Source organism: Labrenzia sp. R5_0, from assembly GCF_017743835.1.
Taxonomy (GTDB): domain Bacteria; phylum Pseudomonadota; class Alphaproteobacteria; order Rhizobiales; family Stappiaceae; genus Roseibium; species Roseibium algicola.
This window is the reverse complement of record NZ_JAGHRK010000001.1, coordinates 542,187-556,786: the sequence shown is the minus strand read 5'-3', so window position 1 is coordinate 556,786 and position 14,600 is coordinate 542,187. Positions and strand designations below refer to the sequence as shown.

General features: G+C 60.3%; 26 protein-coding genes. 5 read left to right on the top strand and 21 right to left on the bottom strand.

What is annotated here, in order from left to right:
- Positions 1 to 42: 42 nt before the first annotated feature.
- The 19 genes from J7447_RS02565 to J7447_RS02475 are packed head-to-tail and all read right to left on the bottom strand — an operon-like array spanning position 43 to position 10,205.
- Positions 43 to 270, bottom strand: coding sequence for a hypothetical protein (locus J7447_RS02565; protein WP_209168663.1), 228 nt, complete (start codon positions 268 to 270; stop codon positions 43 to 45).
- Positions 263 to 592, bottom strand: coding sequence for a hypothetical protein (locus tag J7447_RS02560; RefSeq protein WP_209168662.1), 330 nt, complete (start codon positions 590 to 592; stop codon positions 263 to 265). Before J7447_RS02560 ends, J7447_RS02565 begins: the two co-directional genes overlap by 8 nt.
- Positions 589 to 2,460: a DNA cytosine methyltransferase gene (locus tag J7447_RS02555; RefSeq protein WP_209168661.1), complete on the bottom strand. Its 1,872-nt coding sequence runs from the start codon at positions 2,458 to 2,460 to the stop codon at positions 589 to 591. The genes J7447_RS02560 and J7447_RS02555 overlap by 4 nt, the downstream gene beginning before the upstream one ends.
- Positions 2,460 to 2,819, bottom strand: a complete 360-nt coding sequence (locus J7447_RS02550) for a DUF4031 domain-containing protein (protein ID WP_209168660.1) — start codon at positions 2,817 to 2,819, stop codon at positions 2,460 to 2,462. The genes J7447_RS02555 and J7447_RS02550 overlap by 1 nt, the downstream gene beginning before the upstream one ends.
- Complete coding sequence (locus tag J7447_RS02545) at positions 2,819 to 3,268, bottom strand: ASCH domain-containing protein (RefSeq protein ID WP_209168659.1); 450 nt, start codon at positions 3,266 to 3,268, stop codon at positions 2,819 to 2,821. Before J7447_RS02545 ends, J7447_RS02550 begins: the two co-directional genes overlap by 1 nt.
- Positions 3,265 to 4,302 (bottom strand): phage Gp37/Gp68 family protein, encoded by a 1,038-nt coding sequence (locus J7447_RS02540; RefSeq protein WP_209168658.1) that lies wholly within the window; start codon positions 4,300 to 4,302, stop codon positions 3,265 to 3,267. Before J7447_RS02540 ends, J7447_RS02545 begins: the two co-directional genes overlap by 4 nt.
- Positions 4,292 to 4,612, bottom strand: a complete 321-nt coding sequence (locus J7447_RS02535; RefSeq protein WP_209168657.1) for a DUF4326 domain-containing protein — start codon at positions 4,610 to 4,612, stop codon at positions 4,292 to 4,294. The genes J7447_RS02540 and J7447_RS02535 overlap by 11 nt, the downstream gene beginning before the upstream one ends.
- Positions 4,613 to 4,668: 56 nt before the next feature.
- Positions 4,669 to 5,595 (bottom strand): DUF2303 family protein, encoded by a 927-nt coding sequence (locus tag J7447_RS02530; RefSeq protein ID WP_209168656.1) that lies wholly within the window; start codon positions 5,593 to 5,595, stop codon positions 4,669 to 4,671.
- Positions 5,596 to 5,638: 43 nt separating this feature from the next.
- Positions 5,639 to 6,010, bottom strand: a complete 372-nt coding sequence (locus J7447_RS02525; RefSeq protein ID WP_209168655.1) for a hypothetical protein — start codon at positions 6,008 to 6,010, stop codon at positions 5,639 to 5,641.
- Between the two features lie 36 nt (positions 6,011 to 6,046).
- Positions 6,047 to 6,280, bottom strand: coding sequence for a hypothetical protein (locus tag J7447_RS02520; protein WP_209168654.1), 234 nt, complete (start codon positions 6,278 to 6,280; stop codon positions 6,047 to 6,049).
- Between the two features lie 3 nt (positions 6,281 to 6,283).
- The gene (locus J7447_RS02515; protein WP_209168653.1) at positions 6,284 to 6,916 is read right to left on the bottom strand and encodes a hypothetical protein; all 633 of its coding nucleotides are present in this window, start codon (positions 6,914 to 6,916) and stop codon (positions 6,284 to 6,286) included.
- Positions 6,916 to 7,179, bottom strand: coding sequence for a helix-turn-helix transcriptional regulator (locus J7447_RS02510; protein ID WP_209168652.1), 264 nt, complete (start codon positions 7,177 to 7,179; stop codon positions 6,916 to 6,918). Before J7447_RS02510 ends, J7447_RS02515 begins: the two co-directional genes overlap by 1 nt.
- A complete protein-coding gene (locus tag J7447_RS02505) occupies positions 7,176 to 7,778 on the bottom strand; it encodes a hypothetical protein (protein ID WP_209168651.1) in 603 nt (200 codons plus the stop codon). Before J7447_RS02505 ends, J7447_RS02510 begins: the two co-directional genes overlap by 4 nt.
- The gene (locus J7447_RS02500) at positions 7,778 to 8,164 is read right to left on the bottom strand and encodes a hypothetical protein (RefSeq protein ID WP_209168650.1); all 387 of its coding nucleotides are present in this window, start codon (positions 8,162 to 8,164) and stop codon (positions 7,778 to 7,780) included. The genes J7447_RS02505 and J7447_RS02500 overlap by 1 nt, the downstream gene beginning before the upstream one ends.
- The gene (locus J7447_RS02495; RefSeq protein ID WP_209168649.1) at positions 8,155 to 8,769 is read right to left on the bottom strand and encodes a hypothetical protein; all 615 of its coding nucleotides are present in this window, start codon (positions 8,767 to 8,769) and stop codon (positions 8,155 to 8,157) included. Before J7447_RS02495 ends, J7447_RS02500 begins: the two co-directional genes overlap by 10 nt.
- Positions 8,766 to 9,002: a hypothetical protein gene (locus J7447_RS02490; protein WP_209168648.1), complete on the bottom strand. Its 237-nt coding sequence runs from the start codon at positions 9,000 to 9,002 to the stop codon at positions 8,766 to 8,768. The genes J7447_RS02495 and J7447_RS02490 overlap by 4 nt, the downstream gene beginning before the upstream one ends.
- Complete coding sequence (locus tag J7447_RS02485; RefSeq protein WP_209168647.1) at positions 8,999 to 9,415, bottom strand: hypothetical protein; 417 nt, start codon at positions 9,413 to 9,415, stop codon at positions 8,999 to 9,001. The genes J7447_RS02490 and J7447_RS02485 overlap by 4 nt, the downstream gene beginning before the upstream one ends.
- Positions 9,412 to 9,894 carry a phage regulatory CII family protein gene (locus J7447_RS02480; RefSeq protein WP_209168646.1) on the bottom strand — a complete coding sequence of 161 codons (483 nt, stop codon included), beginning with the start codon at positions 9,892 to 9,894 and terminating at the stop codon, positions 9,412 to 9,414. Before J7447_RS02480 ends, J7447_RS02485 begins: the two co-directional genes overlap by 4 nt.
- Positions 9,891 to 10,205 (bottom strand): hypothetical protein, encoded by a 315-nt coding sequence (locus J7447_RS02475; RefSeq protein WP_209168645.1) that lies wholly within the window; start codon positions 10,203 to 10,205, stop codon positions 9,891 to 9,893. Before J7447_RS02475 ends, J7447_RS02480 begins: the two co-directional genes overlap by 4 nt.
- A gap of 15 nt (positions 10,206 to 10,220) precedes the next feature.
- Here J7447_RS02475 and J7447_RS02470 point away from each other — a divergent pair, with 15 nt between their 5' ends.
- The gene (locus J7447_RS02470; protein ID WP_209168644.1) at positions 10,221 to 10,760 is read left to right on the top strand and encodes a hypothetical protein; all 540 of its coding nucleotides are present in this window, start codon (positions 10,221 to 10,223) and stop codon (positions 10,758 to 10,760) included.
- A gap of 733 nt (positions 10,761 to 11,493) precedes the next feature.
- On the opposite strand, the gene J7447_RS02465 is transcribed toward J7447_RS02470, so the two are convergent.
- Entirely contained in the window at positions 11,494 to 12,186 is a 693-nt protein-coding gene (locus J7447_RS02465; RefSeq protein ID WP_209168643.1) for a GNAT family N-acetyltransferase, read from the bottom strand.
- A 137-nt stretch (positions 12,187 to 12,323) separates the two neighbouring features.
- Between J7447_RS02465 and J7447_RS02460 the strand changes: the two genes are divergently transcribed.
- The gene (locus J7447_RS02460; RefSeq protein WP_209168642.1) at positions 12,324 to 12,521 is read left to right on the top strand and encodes a hypothetical protein; all 198 of its coding nucleotides are present in this window, start codon (positions 12,324 to 12,326) and stop codon (positions 12,519 to 12,521) included.
- 22 nt (positions 12,522 to 12,543) lie between these two features.
- On the opposite strand, the gene J7447_RS02455 is transcribed toward J7447_RS02460, so the two are convergent.
- Entirely contained in the window at positions 12,544 to 12,831 is a 288-nt protein-coding gene (locus tag J7447_RS02455) for a hypothetical protein (protein WP_209168641.1), read from the bottom strand.
- Between the two features lie 181 nt (positions 12,832 to 13,012).
- Between J7447_RS02455 and J7447_RS02450 the strand changes: the two genes are divergently transcribed.
- From J7447_RS02450 to J7447_RS02440, 3 genes are all read left to right on the top strand, one after another.
- Positions 13,013 to 13,486, top strand: a complete 474-nt coding sequence (locus tag J7447_RS02450; protein WP_209168640.1) for a hypothetical protein — start codon at positions 13,013 to 13,015, stop codon at positions 13,484 to 13,486.
- Positions 13,470 to 13,760 carry a hypothetical protein gene (locus J7447_RS02445; RefSeq protein WP_209168639.1) on the top strand — a complete coding sequence of 97 codons (291 nt, stop codon included), beginning with the start codon at positions 13,470 to 13,472 and terminating at the stop codon, positions 13,758 to 13,760. Before J7447_RS02450 ends, J7447_RS02445 begins: the two co-directional genes overlap by 17 nt.
- 334 nt (positions 13,761 to 14,094) lie before the next feature.
- Positions 14,095 to 14,538, top strand: coding sequence for a hypothetical protein (locus J7447_RS02440; protein WP_209168638.1), 444 nt, complete (start codon positions 14,095 to 14,097; stop codon positions 14,536 to 14,538).
- The last annotated feature ends 62 nt before the right edge of the window (positions 14,539 to 14,600 follow it).

The following is a 14,600-nucleotide window of genomic DNA, read 5'->3' as shown; positions in this document are numbered from 1 at the left end:
CCGCACGATTGCGGCCACTTGGAATTCAGGGTTTTGGGGATTTCAGACGACTTCTTCGATCTGGCCGCTTAGTGTCATGACGCTTTGATGTGTGATCCCATCGCGGGCCTTGTCGTGCGCGTTCAGGCGCTTCACGAACTCTTCCAGGAACGGCAAGGGCGCGCAGATAGGCCCGGCGCGCAGGGCTGCCCGCAGGCGCTTCCTTTCGTCCGCAGGCCTGTCGGCACACATCCGCCGGTAAGCCCGGAAATTGATCCAGAACCTATCCATTGGCAGCCTCCTTTGTGCTGTCCGGCGACACATGCACATAAGCCGGGTGATCAGTTGGAAAATCGAAGGGAAAGCGAACCGTCATCAGCCCGCCGATGTTGAAGGCCTGCAGGTACTTGGCGCGGTGCAGATCCATAAGCACCTGCCAGAGCACGAACGCGCCCAGGCCGGTGCGCTCGCCCAGCTCCTGCGTTTCAATCCGCAGCGGCCCCGCCGTGTGCGCCTCGGCAAGAGCCATCAGCACCCGGCGGCGATGGCACGGGTCCGGCAACGCCCTTTCCGCGCCACGCGTGATGACAAAGCGTTCTGCCTGTTCGCTCATGCCGCCACCTCGCGCACTACCAGGTCGGGCACGTTGGCGCCGGCAAGGGCCTCGGCGATATCAGGGCAGACGGAATTGCCGCACATGCGCCCCTGCGCCGACTGGCTCAAAGCGACTTCCTGATCATCCTCGCCGATACCGGTTTCGATCCGGTAGCTATCTGGAAAGCCCTGCGCCCGAAACCGCTCGCGCGGTGTCAGCATGCGCATGCCGATATCGACGATTGCGTACGTCTGGCCGTCGATTTCCACCGTCACCAGCGACCGGCGGTCGCGCGTGGTATCCGCGCCCATTGGCTTCGAAAGCGAAAGCGCCTGCTCAGTGCCATAGTACGTATCAAGGAACGCCGCGACGACAGCCGCTTTGCCCGCACCGCCCGCAGTGATCGTGCCGACAGGGTCGCCCGCATCAGACCCGACAGAATTGCCGAACTGCCGCGACAGGAACGCAGCCGCGACTGCCTCATGATTGCCGCCCGCCGAATCCGTTCGCGCAGGGGCATCCGCCGGATAATCCCGCCGGTCGCTTCCACGCATCGACAGCATGTGAGCGGACACAAGCCCGACAGGCGCTGCACCGCCGGGACGCTTCGAAAAGCCGTTCGCCGTTATCGTCGGCGCAGGATCGGATAGCGACGCACCCGTCGCGCCCGTGTTGTGCTTTGCCAGAAAAGCCGAAACCAAAGAGCCAGGTACATTCCCACCAGCAACGATAGTGGCTGCAGGCTCATTTACACTTCTGGTGCGCGGCTTTTGACCGACCTTTTCCTGATATCGAGGCACCAAGCAGGGTGCCACCACACAATTCTGGTCTTTCGCACTGGCCGTCAGCGTATGCAGCGGGGTTTCTGCCGATCGATTGCCCCCGCCCTGCTGTGCATAGGAAACGACGGGTGCCACGGCAGGCATTACCAGTCCGAAGGCATCGCGCGAGGCGGTGAGCGTCGGCATGGGTTCATCCAGCCCCTGCCCCCGGAACCAGTCACCGCCATGATTGCAGACGACCAGGAACGGCTTCTTTGCATCGATCACGTAGCGCATGACGCCGCGCGCGATCCGCCGCAAGGTCGCCTCGGCAAGCGGCCGCTTGGCGCGCACACCGTGCTTTTGCAAAATCTCTTCCGACGTGTCGAAAATGGACGGGCACGGCAGCGACCAGTCGATGATTTCCGCCGCCGTGCGCCAGGGCTTCTTTTTGCCCGCGATCACCGCCGGATCATCCGGCGCGCCGTGCGTCGGTTCCGGCCAGACAATCGGCTTTCCGTCGCGCCGCGCGATCACGAACAGACGCTTGCGGATTGTCGGCGCGCCATAGTCGCAGGCGCGCAGCTCGCGCCACTCGACGCGGTATCCGTGCCGCTTCAGGTCTTTCACCCACTTGTCGAAGGTTTCGCCCGCACGGTCCTTGCAGGGCTTGTATCCGCCCTCGCCATCCGGCACGACCGGCCCCCACGTCAAGAATTCCTCGACGTTCTCAAGAATGATCACGCGCGGCCGGGCACGCTTTGCCCAGGTGACGACCGTCCAGGCAAGGTCGCGAATATTGCGCTTGACCGGCCGCGCACCCTTCGCCTTGGAAAAGTGCTTGCAGTCGGGCGAGGCCCAAAGCAGCCCAACCGGCCGATTGTGGCAAAGGTCCATCGGGTCGACCTGGTAGATGTTCTTGGAAACATGCAGCGTCGACGGATGGTTCGCCCGGTGCATGGCCAGCGCCTCGGCGTCGTGGTTCACCGCGATATCCGGATGGCGGCCAAGGGCCTGAAAGATGCCGGTCGACGCCCCACCGCCACCGGCAAAGCAATCGATGATCAGCTCGCGCCCGCCAGGACGCCCGGCAACGGCCGGCAGATCTGTCAGAAGGTCACGCATCAAATCAGGCTCCCTTGCACTTCACCGGCACGCCGTGCCCGGCAGTTGGCGACAGCCTTAAGCTGCCGTTCACCACGGGCGACGGTGTCCGGATTGTCAGATGTCAGAAGAAGTCGGGCGCAGTGCTCCGCCGGGCCGAACTTGTCGGTTTCAATGGCACCGAAGCGCACCGCCAGGGCGCGTTTGGATTTCGCGATATCGAAGTGCACCCAGGAGGCTTTCGGCGGCTGTTGCAGCCACTTGCGCGCCACGCCGATGCGGTCGGCCATGTCCAGCAGCTCAGGCAGCGTGTCGGCCCACATGTGGCACATCACCATGCGCCCGAACGGCGCCTGCATATCGTCGACATAGACCGCCATCAGCCCCGCCCCTCCTGAAGCATCCAGCGGGCAGGATCGGGAACCATGGAAACGTCGCCGGCAGACCAGCGGAAGAAACCAAGTGCACCGGATGACGGGATAAAATCGATCGGCTGCGGATCGCGCAGCTGCAGACCCACCGGGCCGAAAAACCAAGGGCTCATGGAAGAGCGGACAACGTCGGCAATCTCGACCGTGCCAATGATCCCGCCGCGCCACAGGTCCGCCGCATGAGGGCAACGCGCGCCGCAGCGGCGAATCCAGTCCGCGCCATCTTCGTATTCATCGCGCGTCATGCCCTTTGCGGCATGGATGGCAACACGTCCCCGGAACTTCAGACCGGGATTGCCGTGTTTCCAGGAGCGGTTTTCAATGTCCTTACGGGCATGGATGATCGCCCAGGCCCACGGCTGACGGACGGACAAGGCATAAACAGGAAGGTCAGTCATGTCCGCACCTCCGGAAACCCGTCATGCGTCACGCCATCGAGAAGACGGCCAGTGCGGCCTTTGCCGATGCGCCAGACAAAATTGCGGGCGTCACCTTCCTTTGACGGATAGGCATGGACATCGAACTGAATGCCGGGTGCATTCCATTCCGGCAGATCAGGAACGGCGTTCCGAGGTGCCCAAACACCCCACTGTTTGAATAGAAACGACACCCCTGCGGCCGAACACTGGTCGCGCAGTGCTCGCGCCCATTGCGGGTCCATCGCCCGTGCATGGTCGCCGCTTTCGCCGCCGACGATGACCCAATCGAGCGTGTCGAACATGGAATAACATTCCCATTCATGTTCGGCGCAGCACCCATGGGTGCAATGTTCCAGACAAGGATCGAGATGCCGTGTCAGGTCCACCGGCCCTAGCAGGGGCTCGGCGGATACAAATCGAACCGCAGCAGGAATTTTCATCAGGTAAGGAATGCGGGTGTCGGCGGTCGGCTGATCTTCGATCGAAACGCCAAGCCAGACATTCGGCAAAAAGCCCTTGTTCGCCAGTCGTTCAAATCCAGCGGCATTCATCGCGTTCGGGTCAAACCCCATCGCCCGCGCTTCACCTTCAATGACCATCCAGCGGGCCGCTTGAACATCGCTGAGGTATCTGCGCATCCGCTCCGGACGCTTTGTCAGCACCTGGAACGTGTGCTGCGGGCACAGCGCCATGACGGCGAACACCTTGTCGATCCATTCATCCGGCACGCTTTCATGAAACAGGTCCGCATGTGCGCAGACGAAGATCCGGCGCGGTTTGCGCCAGTGCAGCGGCTGGTCGATCCATTTTTCGTTGAACCGCACCTCGCCGGTGAACTGCGCCACACCGGCAGCGTTGCGCTTGGCAAGGCCCTTGCGCGAATGATGATTTTTGAGCCGGCTGGCGGCAAGGTCGGCCGCGTAGCAATACCGGCAGCCTTCGGACACCAGCGAACAGCCCGTCACCGGGTTCCAGGTCGCGTCGGTCCATTCGATCTTGGTTTTATCGGCCATGTGTCACCCCCTTGTCGGCGGTGCAGCGCGCGGCATATTTCAGCAGCACGTCGGCGTGGCACGGTGCATCCAGCGCGCACCAGCACGCCAGATCCTTTCCGGCCAGCTCATGCACCGGCAGTTCTGGAATCGTCAAAAACTCGAAACACTGGCATGCGTCTGCAGCATCCATCGGCTGGCCCGGCATGCCCGGCAGGTCAGCCCCCACCTTGAACGGGTTTCCCCATTTCGACGTGCGGTCGACGATCACGGCGTCCGGCGCGTCGCAGCGCCAAGGCTTTGTTCTGGTCATCTGGATACGTTTCGGCATGCCACTACCCTCAAAAGTCAGGCGGGCGCCCGGCACCGGACGCCCGCGCTTGTGCGTCAGGCTTCCGGCGCGCCTTCGAAGGCGGGCAGGTCCGTTGCTTTGGCGGCGATGTCCAGGTCGGCTTTCACGCGCTCGCGCAGGTAGTTTTCCCAGCGGAACAGCTCGTAAAACCAGACGACCCCACCGCCGCCCTTGGCGCGGTAGCGAAGGCGCACCGGCATGCGCACCGGCTCGCCGTCCAGGAAGGCAGGCACCGCGACCATGAAGAGGCCCGGCACATCCACTTTCTCGCCGTGGCCGTCGTGATGCTCTGCCTTGAACTCGACGACACGTTCGCCGGTCTGCAGGATTTCGCGCTGCTTGAATCCGGAATTGACGTGGATTTCCAGCTGCCGCGACAGCTGCATCAGTTCCATCGGCTCGGCGAAACGAACATTGAACTTCGGCTCAAAGTCCTTCCGCTCTTCACTGGTCGGGCTTGCCAGTTCCGGCACGTGGTCTTCCAGGAAGGTCGCGAAATCGCCCTGCGTCATCGCCTTGGCGTTGTTTTCCACCCACGCTTTCAGCTCTTCCGTGACCGGGAAGTCATAGACAGCGCGGTGCCCGTTGTGGCGGGCGTTGCCGTCCTTCTGGTGATAGTCCAGGACAGCCGTCAGGCTCGGCCCCGGCCAGTCGGTCTTGCCGAAAAGAACGCTGTCGACATCCTTGTGCCGGTTGGTCAGATCGATAAAGCTCTGCAGCGTGGTTACATGCGCCACACCCGTACGCCTGGCAGGCATCTGGCGGTGGCCTTCGATCAGCGTTTTCAGCGAAAGGGCAACCTGCGCCTTGCTGTCGAAGAGAAACGGCACGGTGTCGGGCAGACCTTTGCCGAGGCCTTTTGTCTTGACCTCGCCCATCTGCACCTTGCCGCCTTCAACGGCCAGCCTTTCAATCAGTTCGGCGGTCGGCCGGCCCATGTCCGGCGTGTTGTGATTTTCCATGTCAAAACGTCCATCTAGAGGGAAGTGATGCTGCGCGGATCGCTCAGCCGTTCAGGTCCGCACGCTCGCGCTCTTCGCGGTCGTGCGTGGCCGCCGGGTCGGCCTTGCGCGGCCCGGCAAACATGTCGCGCTGGTTCGGATGCTCGACCGAAAGCGCCCCGTCGCTTTCCCAGAAGGGCGTTGCCGAGAACGTGCCGCTTTCCGGCAGCTTGGCTTTCACCACCGGGGTGATGTTCACCAGCTCCTGCTGGCGGGCGATGGTGATTTCGAGCGTGATCTTTGCCTTGCCCTTCTGTTCGGGCAGGTCCTCAAGCGCCATCATGACGCGCTCAAGCTCTTCATTGCACTTTTCGACGAAACGGCCCCTGTTCAGAAGGCCGATAAGCTCGCCGAGATTCCGGATAGTCCGTGCCATGTCATGCTCCTATGGCTGGGGTTTTGCGGGGTGCGGTCACTGCAACCGGCCGCCGCTTTCTTCGAGAATTTCCGCGTCCCTGGTCGCCTGCACGGTGTCCCGGAAGCGCTCAGCCGCGGCGTCGGCCGTCATCGGCCCGACCTGCGCTGCAAAGGCCGCCGCGTCGATCAATGCGATCGTCAGGGCCTCGTCGTCGTCGCCGAACATTTCGCGGGCCACCTGCAGCAGCGTCGCGACTTCCTCGGCATGCCTGTCTTCCGCTTCGGTCACGGCTCAAGCTCCTATCGCCAGTTGAGAACGGGAATTGTCGTTGCCGGGAACAGCCCCCAGCGGCCAGAACCGCGTGCCGCGCCCTTGGGCGGCTTCTGCGGCATGGAAGCGATACCAGCCGCAATCGTCGGTCGCCGTGTCGGCAGTGCCGGGCATCCATTGCAGGCGCGGCAACGGCACATAGTCGGTGCAATAGGCCCGCATCAGCTGCGCCGCCTGCGCCGTGTGTTTCCACCCGGCATCAAAAAGCAGCCAGGTCGGCACCATGACCGACCAGCGGATAATCAGCGCGTGCAGAAGCTGCCGCGACCAAGGCGGATTGGTAACGATGGCGTCGGCGCCGTTCAGATCTGCAAAGGAAAGTTCGCGCCCGTCGCGCTGAATGACATGCCCCTGCAGGCCTGGCAGATCCGGGTCGACTTTGCGCGCCATCTTCGGCGCAACGTCATACCGTCCAAGGCAGGTCAGCCCGGCGCGGGTCAGCGGCCCCACAAGGTGCCCCCAGCCCCAGCACGGGTCGACAAAGGTGCGGATGCCTTCGAAGGTCAGAAACGGGATGACAGGCGGCACCGCACGCGGATCGATCGTCAGGTAAAGATCCTTCGGAATCCGGGGGAAGTTGGAACGCTTACCCATCAACCCGCCCCCGCTTCGCTTGCTTCATGGGTGTGTTCCCGTGAAACAGATTCCACGAAAGCCAGCGGATCGACGTCCAGCACATGACAGAGAATGCAGACCGTGTCGGCCCGCGCGAAAACATCCGGGTGCGCCCGTTCGGCCCGCAGGATCGTGCTGTCGCTGACCCCGGTTTTCCGTTCAAGGTCGCGCGCGGTCAGGCCCTGCGCTTCGCGCTCGGCACGCAAGGCCTTCCCCAGCCCTTCCCGGTCCAGGCGCATCATTGCCCCACCTCTTCAAGATGCTTGGAAACAACGGCCTGCAGCTCGGCAACGCGCAGTCGCGCCTTGTTTGCCGCGTCGACGGCGTCGGCCATGGCAGCTGCTGCCAGGGCAAGGTCACTCAGGGCTTTGCGCGCTTCGGCGATATGGTCGACCTTGGGGGCTGGCACCGGCCCCAGGAACTGTTCGCGGATGTCTTCCACCCAGCGGCGCGGCATGTTCTGTTCGGTGGCGACGCGGGCATCGTCATAGCCCTCATCAAATCCGGCTTCAGGGCAGAAAACGATTTCCAGCGCTTCCAGCAGCGCGCGTCGCTGTTCCGGTGTCGGCTGGCGTGGCTGTTCGGCCTTCGGTTTTTCTGTTTTCTTCTGGCATCCGGGGCATGTGTGCTTGCCCGGTGCCTTGCCCACCTGCCAACCCCTGTTGCGGAACCGGCGCTCATAGGGCTCAGCCGAAGGCACACGCCCGCCCGCACTGCGCTGGACAAGGATGTCTTCGGAGTAGCCGCAGCCGCAGGTCGCGGTCGCATAGGTGCCGGATTGCGCGCCATCTGGAGTCTTGACGGCAACTTCAAAAACACGATCGAGGTGAGACGTTGCCATCACGCAGCCCCCCTCACCAGTTGCGGCCGCGCGTCGACACGCCGCATCACATCCTCGAACGACAACGGCGCCACCCCGCCGCCCGGTCCACGGTCAAAGCTGGCATCAGGGTCCGCCACCAGCACGGGCTTGCCGTGCTTCTGCGCCAGCTTCAAACCGCACCAGGCGGCAAGGCGTTTCTGCGTATCAGGACTGGAAAAGCCACCGGCCAGAACCGCAGCCACCCGGCCCGGCTCGACATCCGTTTCAACGGCGATCAGCAACACGGCGCTCGAAAATCCGGCGCTGTAATCTTTCAGCCGCAGCCGGTGCTGCGCCCGTGCCCAGCAATAGGTTTTCAGCGTCTGGCGCACGTCGCCAATCTTGGGCTCGAATTTCATTTCCACCGGCGATACCTCCCCTGTTTCGGAAAGGTGTTCCGGGCGTCTGCGGTCTGCCGGTTGCGGCGGCGCTCTTCCGGCGACTGATAGACAATCTTCCGGCAGTCGGCGCACCAGGCACCGCCCTCGGCGCGCTTGCCGCCGCAGTAGAATTGCCGGTCAAGCCGGGTTTCGCTCTTGTCCCAGAGCGGTCGGCGGCAATGCCAGGGTTTCAACTCGAAAATGGTTACGCCGCCATGGCCCGCGTCCGGCTGTGCCAGGTGCGGCAGCGGAACCTGCGGCAACGGCTCGACCTTCACAGGCACGGGCTGCAACGCGCGTGCACGCGTGCGGCGCTCGATTTTTGCCAGCCGGTCGCGATACACCCTCGCGCCGACCAAGGCCGGGTCCGTGTCGAATCCCTCGCGCTCAGCAACGTGCCGCACCTGGTTGACGCCGATAGGGCCATAGGTCAGCGCCAGGGCTGCCGTCGCCTCTTCAGCCGTCCGCCCCGCGGCAAGTTGCCAGTAGACGGCCTCGCCCCTTTCGTCGGCCGAAAGACCCGCCCAGGTCAAAGCACCGTCGTCCCCGGCTGCGCTGGCATCCGGGCGAATGTCTTCTGCAAGGCTCATGGAGTTTTTCCTTTCTTCTCGGCGGCCAATTCCAGCAGAAGATCGGAAACGAAAATCAGGTCATTGGCCTCTTTGATCAGGGCGCGCACGCCGGGGCGCACACGCTCCGCCTGCTCATTCTCGGCACCCAGGGCGGCGAACCCTGTCATCGAATGCCGTTCACCCGCATAGCCGCGCACGCGCTGCGCAAGTGCGGTCAGATTGTCGGCGGTTGCCTTTTCGAAATGGCTCATGACGCAACACCCCGCTCGACTTGCGCGCGAAAGTTTGCTGTCATGCAGCACGGCAAGCTGCACGAAGGGGAAAGCGCATGTTTTTCGACGATGTTGTCCGTGCGTTTCGGCAGATGCGAAAGCGGCAACCAGCGCCAGAAAGGACGAAAAGAAGTCCGCTTGAAGGCCGGACGATTGCGTTCGGTTACATCAATCCGCGCGGCCATGAGAACGACTGGACCATCACGGTTAACAGGACTTACGTTAAAGGCAGCGGCCACTACTTTGTCGGCACATGCACTGCGACAGGCAACGAACGCACCTTCCGGTCTGACCGGGTTGAGTGGCTTGAGCATCCGCAGAACTTTGATGTTCTCGAAAGCATCGACGCGGAAGAATGGCTGAATAGCCAAATCAGGGGTTGACAAACTCATCCCTCACCCCCAACCGACCGGGCATAGGTCTGCAGAACGACAAGCGCTTCGATCGCCGATGACAGCTTGTTCAGAATTTCAAGATCGGCGATTTCTTCCGGCGTTATCTCACCATCGTCATTCAGTGCGGTGCAGATCGCCTCGGCAGCATCCGCCCCGCGCTTGACTGCCGTTCCAACCGCCGCCGGCCAGTTGGTGATTGCCCCTTGCGTCTTCGGCAGCGGCACGAACACGCCATTGGCAAGGCGGCACATGGCGCGGATAACGTCGGCATCGTCCGTGTCGATGGTCAGGTCCATCAGCACGTCCACCGGCACGTGTTCACCGGGATGGTTCGGCGACCCGTACCGCGAAAGCTGCTGCTGGCCGACGCGCGTTGCCTGCGCGGCTTCCAGCTGTCCACCACTGCTGCGCACCAGGCGCCGAAAGGCAGATTTCAAGGCCGCCCGATCATGGTCCGTCGTCGGTCGAAAGGTCATTGCGTAACCTCGCTGGATTTACGCGGTGACGCGTTTTCAGTTTGGGAGGAAGATGACGGCAACACGGAACACAGCGAACTGCGCTGCTCAGGGGTCAAAACCATGCGCGCCAGGTCAATCGGCTTGCCGATCTGCACAGAAAGCATCAGGAGCGGGAAAATGTACTCGTTTGGGAAAAAGCCGCCGGTCCCAGACCTATCTTTCGGATACTGGAATCGCCGAACTGTTGTCGGGTTCACCCCAAGATGTTTTGCGACAACAGGCGCTCCGCCGAGTTCCTTGATGACACTTGCTGCAGGCTCAAGATGCATTGGAGATCTCTGCTCATGACGGGATTAGGTCAGGCACATATTGCACGAAGTTTCCAAAATGGCAATGTTCATATTGGAAACTTGGCGACCGATTTAGCAACTGACTTACGAGCAGAAGGCGTGCATTATTCGCATGCTATGGCTTCAGACAGACAAGAAATCATTCAGAAATGGCTTGCCAAAGTCATTGACGAGAAAGAAGAAACGCAGGCCGCGATTGCGAAACTGCTAGGCCTTTCCACGCCTCAAATGAACAAGACAATTAAAGGCGGTAGGAACCTTCGCGCTGACGAAATGCTAATCGTCGCCGCCTATTTCGATGCCGAATTGCCAGTCATTCCCGGCCACGGCCAAGCGCGTATTGCCAAACGATCAAATGACAACGACGTCAACGGCGCATCATTTGCGGATGAAGACGATGACGAACTATGGCAACTCGCCGAGAAAAAAGTTGACGCGGAAGAAGCAAAACGCGGAACACGACTTTCCAACGAAGAATACATTGACCGCATCATAAAGTTGTACAACACTCTTTCCCGACGCAAAGGAAGTTAGCTTTAAGACATTGGATTTTCTTATGGACTCGTACAGACCGCACTTGAGCGCCGTCCCCAGCGCGAACAACGAAGACAGCCTAGTAGACCTAATATTTAGAGCCTGCCAGTTTGACTGCCTGGATCTTTTGGAATTTGAGTGCTTCAAAAAATTCGGTCATGACAGACTTACACAACTCAGCCCAGATCAGGAAACGTACATCGTATTAACATGCCGTGCGCGTGTTGCCAGAAGGGCAAGAAAGTTGGGGTATATGCCGAAGGACTGGGATCGGGAACAATGAGTGCGTTTGTAGAAAGAGGCAATGTCAGCCTCATCGAACGCGGCGGCGCCGACGATACAGCGCAATTCCTTTATCGGATATGGCTGGAAAACAAAGGAATGATGCCGCCAAGCAGTGAGCTTATGAAGGTGTCGCCATTCCTTGTCATTTTTGATGATTACTGCAGCTCAAGCGACAGCCCAGATATTCTATTTTATGGTTCGCAAACGCTTTTCTCGGACAGATACCCAGAAGCCGAAGAATGTGACGAAGCGAACCCAAAACAACTTCTCAATGAGGACTATCGACACCTCGTTTGCGCTGGCTACCAAGACGCACTTGGAGGCGAACCCGTCTTTGAAACAGTGGGTACCGGCGGTCTACTTGGACCAAGAAAGCCAGAAATAATCTATGATCGGGTGATACTCAGGTTTCGTAAAAAGGTTGGCAGCTACCTGATTAGCTACACGATCAAACGGGACGAGAAATGGTTATATCCTCGATCAAATCGATCAAACTTGATCGGCTGTTCCCAACAAAAACCAAGTTATCACTTATCGTACCAGGCGGAACAGACCAACGAATTCCGGCCGAATGAACCGACGTAAACCCATAGGCGGGAAACAAGTTGCTTCCTACGTCTGCTGGCGTCATCCAGCCATACACGTAATCAGGATCCCATTCGTCGGCCGCATCAATTTGAGCGACCTTAACCAACGCAGTCGCCACACCCTTATTTCTGAATTTTGTCTCGACGTATAAATCGCCGAGGTAAGCAATTCTCCCGTGTATCTCTGCAGCAAACCTCGGCTGATTTTCAGCGATCTCGGCGCGGCCGCCGGTAGCCCCAGGATAGCACCGCTTCCAATACCGCCGCCAATATTCCAATAGACTTTGCGACCCCAGATCGTCGACCCGAGTAGCAACGCGCGCCACCAACTCACCAGAGAACGTTTCAACAGCGATCCAAAATGCCTGATCAGGAAAATACGTGTTGGCGTCGGTCCGAAAGTGCTCAGTTAGTGTAGGTTTTTGACTTCCGCGAATAAGGCTTTCCAGGCACTCAAAACTATCCCCGCGCCGCAGGCAGAAGCCATTTTCATGCAACTGGCTTTTGAGGACACCCCAAGCCTCACGCAGCAAATATGCGTCGATCTTTCCCATTTGCCGCCCAAAATTGAAATCCCGTTTTGTCAGGAAAATTTCTAACAGCGATACAGGGCTTTGTCATTTGTATTGACAGATAGTGCGATTTCTGCACTTATTTCCAAAATCGAAATGTCGATTATGGAAACTTTGCCATGTCCAACACACCTCGCAAACCGATCATTCCGGACCAGCCGTTTTACGGCCCGCCGGGTGCTTTTGCCCTGCGCAGCACCTGGCGGGTGCCGGGTAACCATGTGTATGGCCGTAAGCTGGCCGGAAAGCACGTACCTAAGCGCGGCGACGTTTCGGCCTACCGGCCGCGCCGCCTGCGGTTCCCCTTCGGACTTTAGGCGGCGCTCCGATGGCTTTCGCTCAGCCTTCCAGCAGTTTCGTGATTGTGCCGTCAACCAGGCTGGCAATGGCCTTCTCTTGCAGCTTGTTCGGCTGCAAGTCGCGTTTGCTGGCGACCTGCGCATCATGGCTGACGATTTCCCGCATGATGCGTTCGTCTTCTGCCCGGTCTTCCGACCTGCTCATGAAGTCCTTCAGAAGGCGTTTGAGCATTGCCGTTTGGACGTGCTGCTTCACCGTCAGGTCAGCCATGAGTTTGCTCAGCGTTTCGACGTCCCGCTGCAGCTTTTCCGCCTGCATTTCGTTCATTCCAGTTCCTTCCGCATGGGTTGGTCATGTGGTTGCGAAGCGGTGCGCCGGGAGTGGTTTCCCGGCGTGCCACCATTTTCCGCCGGTTGAACCGGCATCCAAAACACAATCTGTCCGGGCGCGCATTTCTGCAAGGCCTCGGGTAGCGTTTCCAACCGTGATTCAATCAGGAGACGCAATCATGACTGCAAGCATCCAGAACAGCTGGTCGGCCTTCAAGGTTCTCAAGAACGGCCTGAAGTGGTTTCGCGAGGCAACGCACGAAACCCCGGAACACCGGGTCTGGATGCTGGAAACGCTGGTCGACAGCGTTCAGAAGTGCCTCGCCAGCCTGGAAGCGCAGATCCGCTTTTATCGGTCGGCCAAGGGGGTCGGCCGGGCCTACTGGATTGTGCAGCCGGACGGCACGGAAGAGCACGTCAGCGGCCAGCAGCTGCAGACGCTTGTGCTTGAGCTTCCGGGCGCAGACCTGGACGCCGTCATTCACGGCAAGCCGGACGCCCTTGCCGCCGTCGCCGCGGCGCTTGCCGTGGCCGGACACAACACCCACGGCCCCGCCAACCTTCACGACATCGCAGCCGTGCGCGGCGAAAGCGCCTTCCACAGCGCCAAGGCCCCACCCACAGGAGAAAGCCCCGATGGAAAGCCTGATTGATACCCTGTGCGCCGCCGCGCCCTATCTTCTGTTTTCGGTCATTGCCCTATCGTTGCTGTTCTGGGTTCTTGCCGTACTCGCATGTCGCAATGCCCATTCCGAGCATCAGAGTGAATTCGGCGACTGGCCAGAAGACAGCGACGCAATTTCCAAAGCTCCCCTGCCCGTTTCAGAGGTTGTCCAATCGGTCACGGAACGGGCCATCTACGGCCTCGCCCTGAGTATCCTTGTGGGCGAGGCCCTTTTTGCCGCGACCATAGAGGGGCTGCTTTGATGATTACGATCGAGTGTGGCGCTTGCGGCCAATCATTTACTGACCGTCTCGAACATGACCAGGCATGCCAAGGCCCCTTCCCGCTTAATTGGTGGAATGAGGACGAAGGCGACGTTCTTTGGTGGTGCTGGCGCGATGGACAGTGGCTTGGCGAGGCGCCGTATGTAGGCAGCCCGCTCGACCTTGGTCACACGGTTGAATGCCATACGCATGAAGCCACCGGAAAAACCCCGGCAGCGCGATTTATGGTTGGCGGGTGGCCTGGGTATCACACCCACTGGACCCGCCTTCCTCCGCGCCCAGTTGCTCCAACGTTTTTGTAGAAGGCAGCAGAATGTCTTTTCTTCCCCAGCCCGACCCGCTCACCCGAAGCCGCGCGATCGCAACAAACGCGATCGATGCGCTGCAACGGGAAGTCATCCGCCTGAAGGCGGACAAGCAGGCCGACGTGGCAGCCCACGTCGAAGCCGCCATGAACGCGCTCAAGAATGCCTATGACATTCGCCTCAAAGAGCGGCCCAAGCAAGAACAGCGGATACCGGCGAGCGATTGGCGAGAACCCACCGATACCGATCAAGGAGCCGAATATCTGGTGAAGTCAGAGCAGCTGTTTGACGAAGAATTCAACCCCAACGGAATTTGCGTTGGCACGGTTGTCATCGCCGCCGATGGTCCCGGCGGCCACATCGCTACGTGTGCGACGTGGTGCAATTACCAGGACCATTATCACACCAAAGAAATTGCGATGCCATTTCTCATTCGCGACATCGAAAATTAACACGCCGCCCCATCGGCACCGGCCCGGCGAACCGCAAAGCGGCGCCGGGCACCTGAAACGGA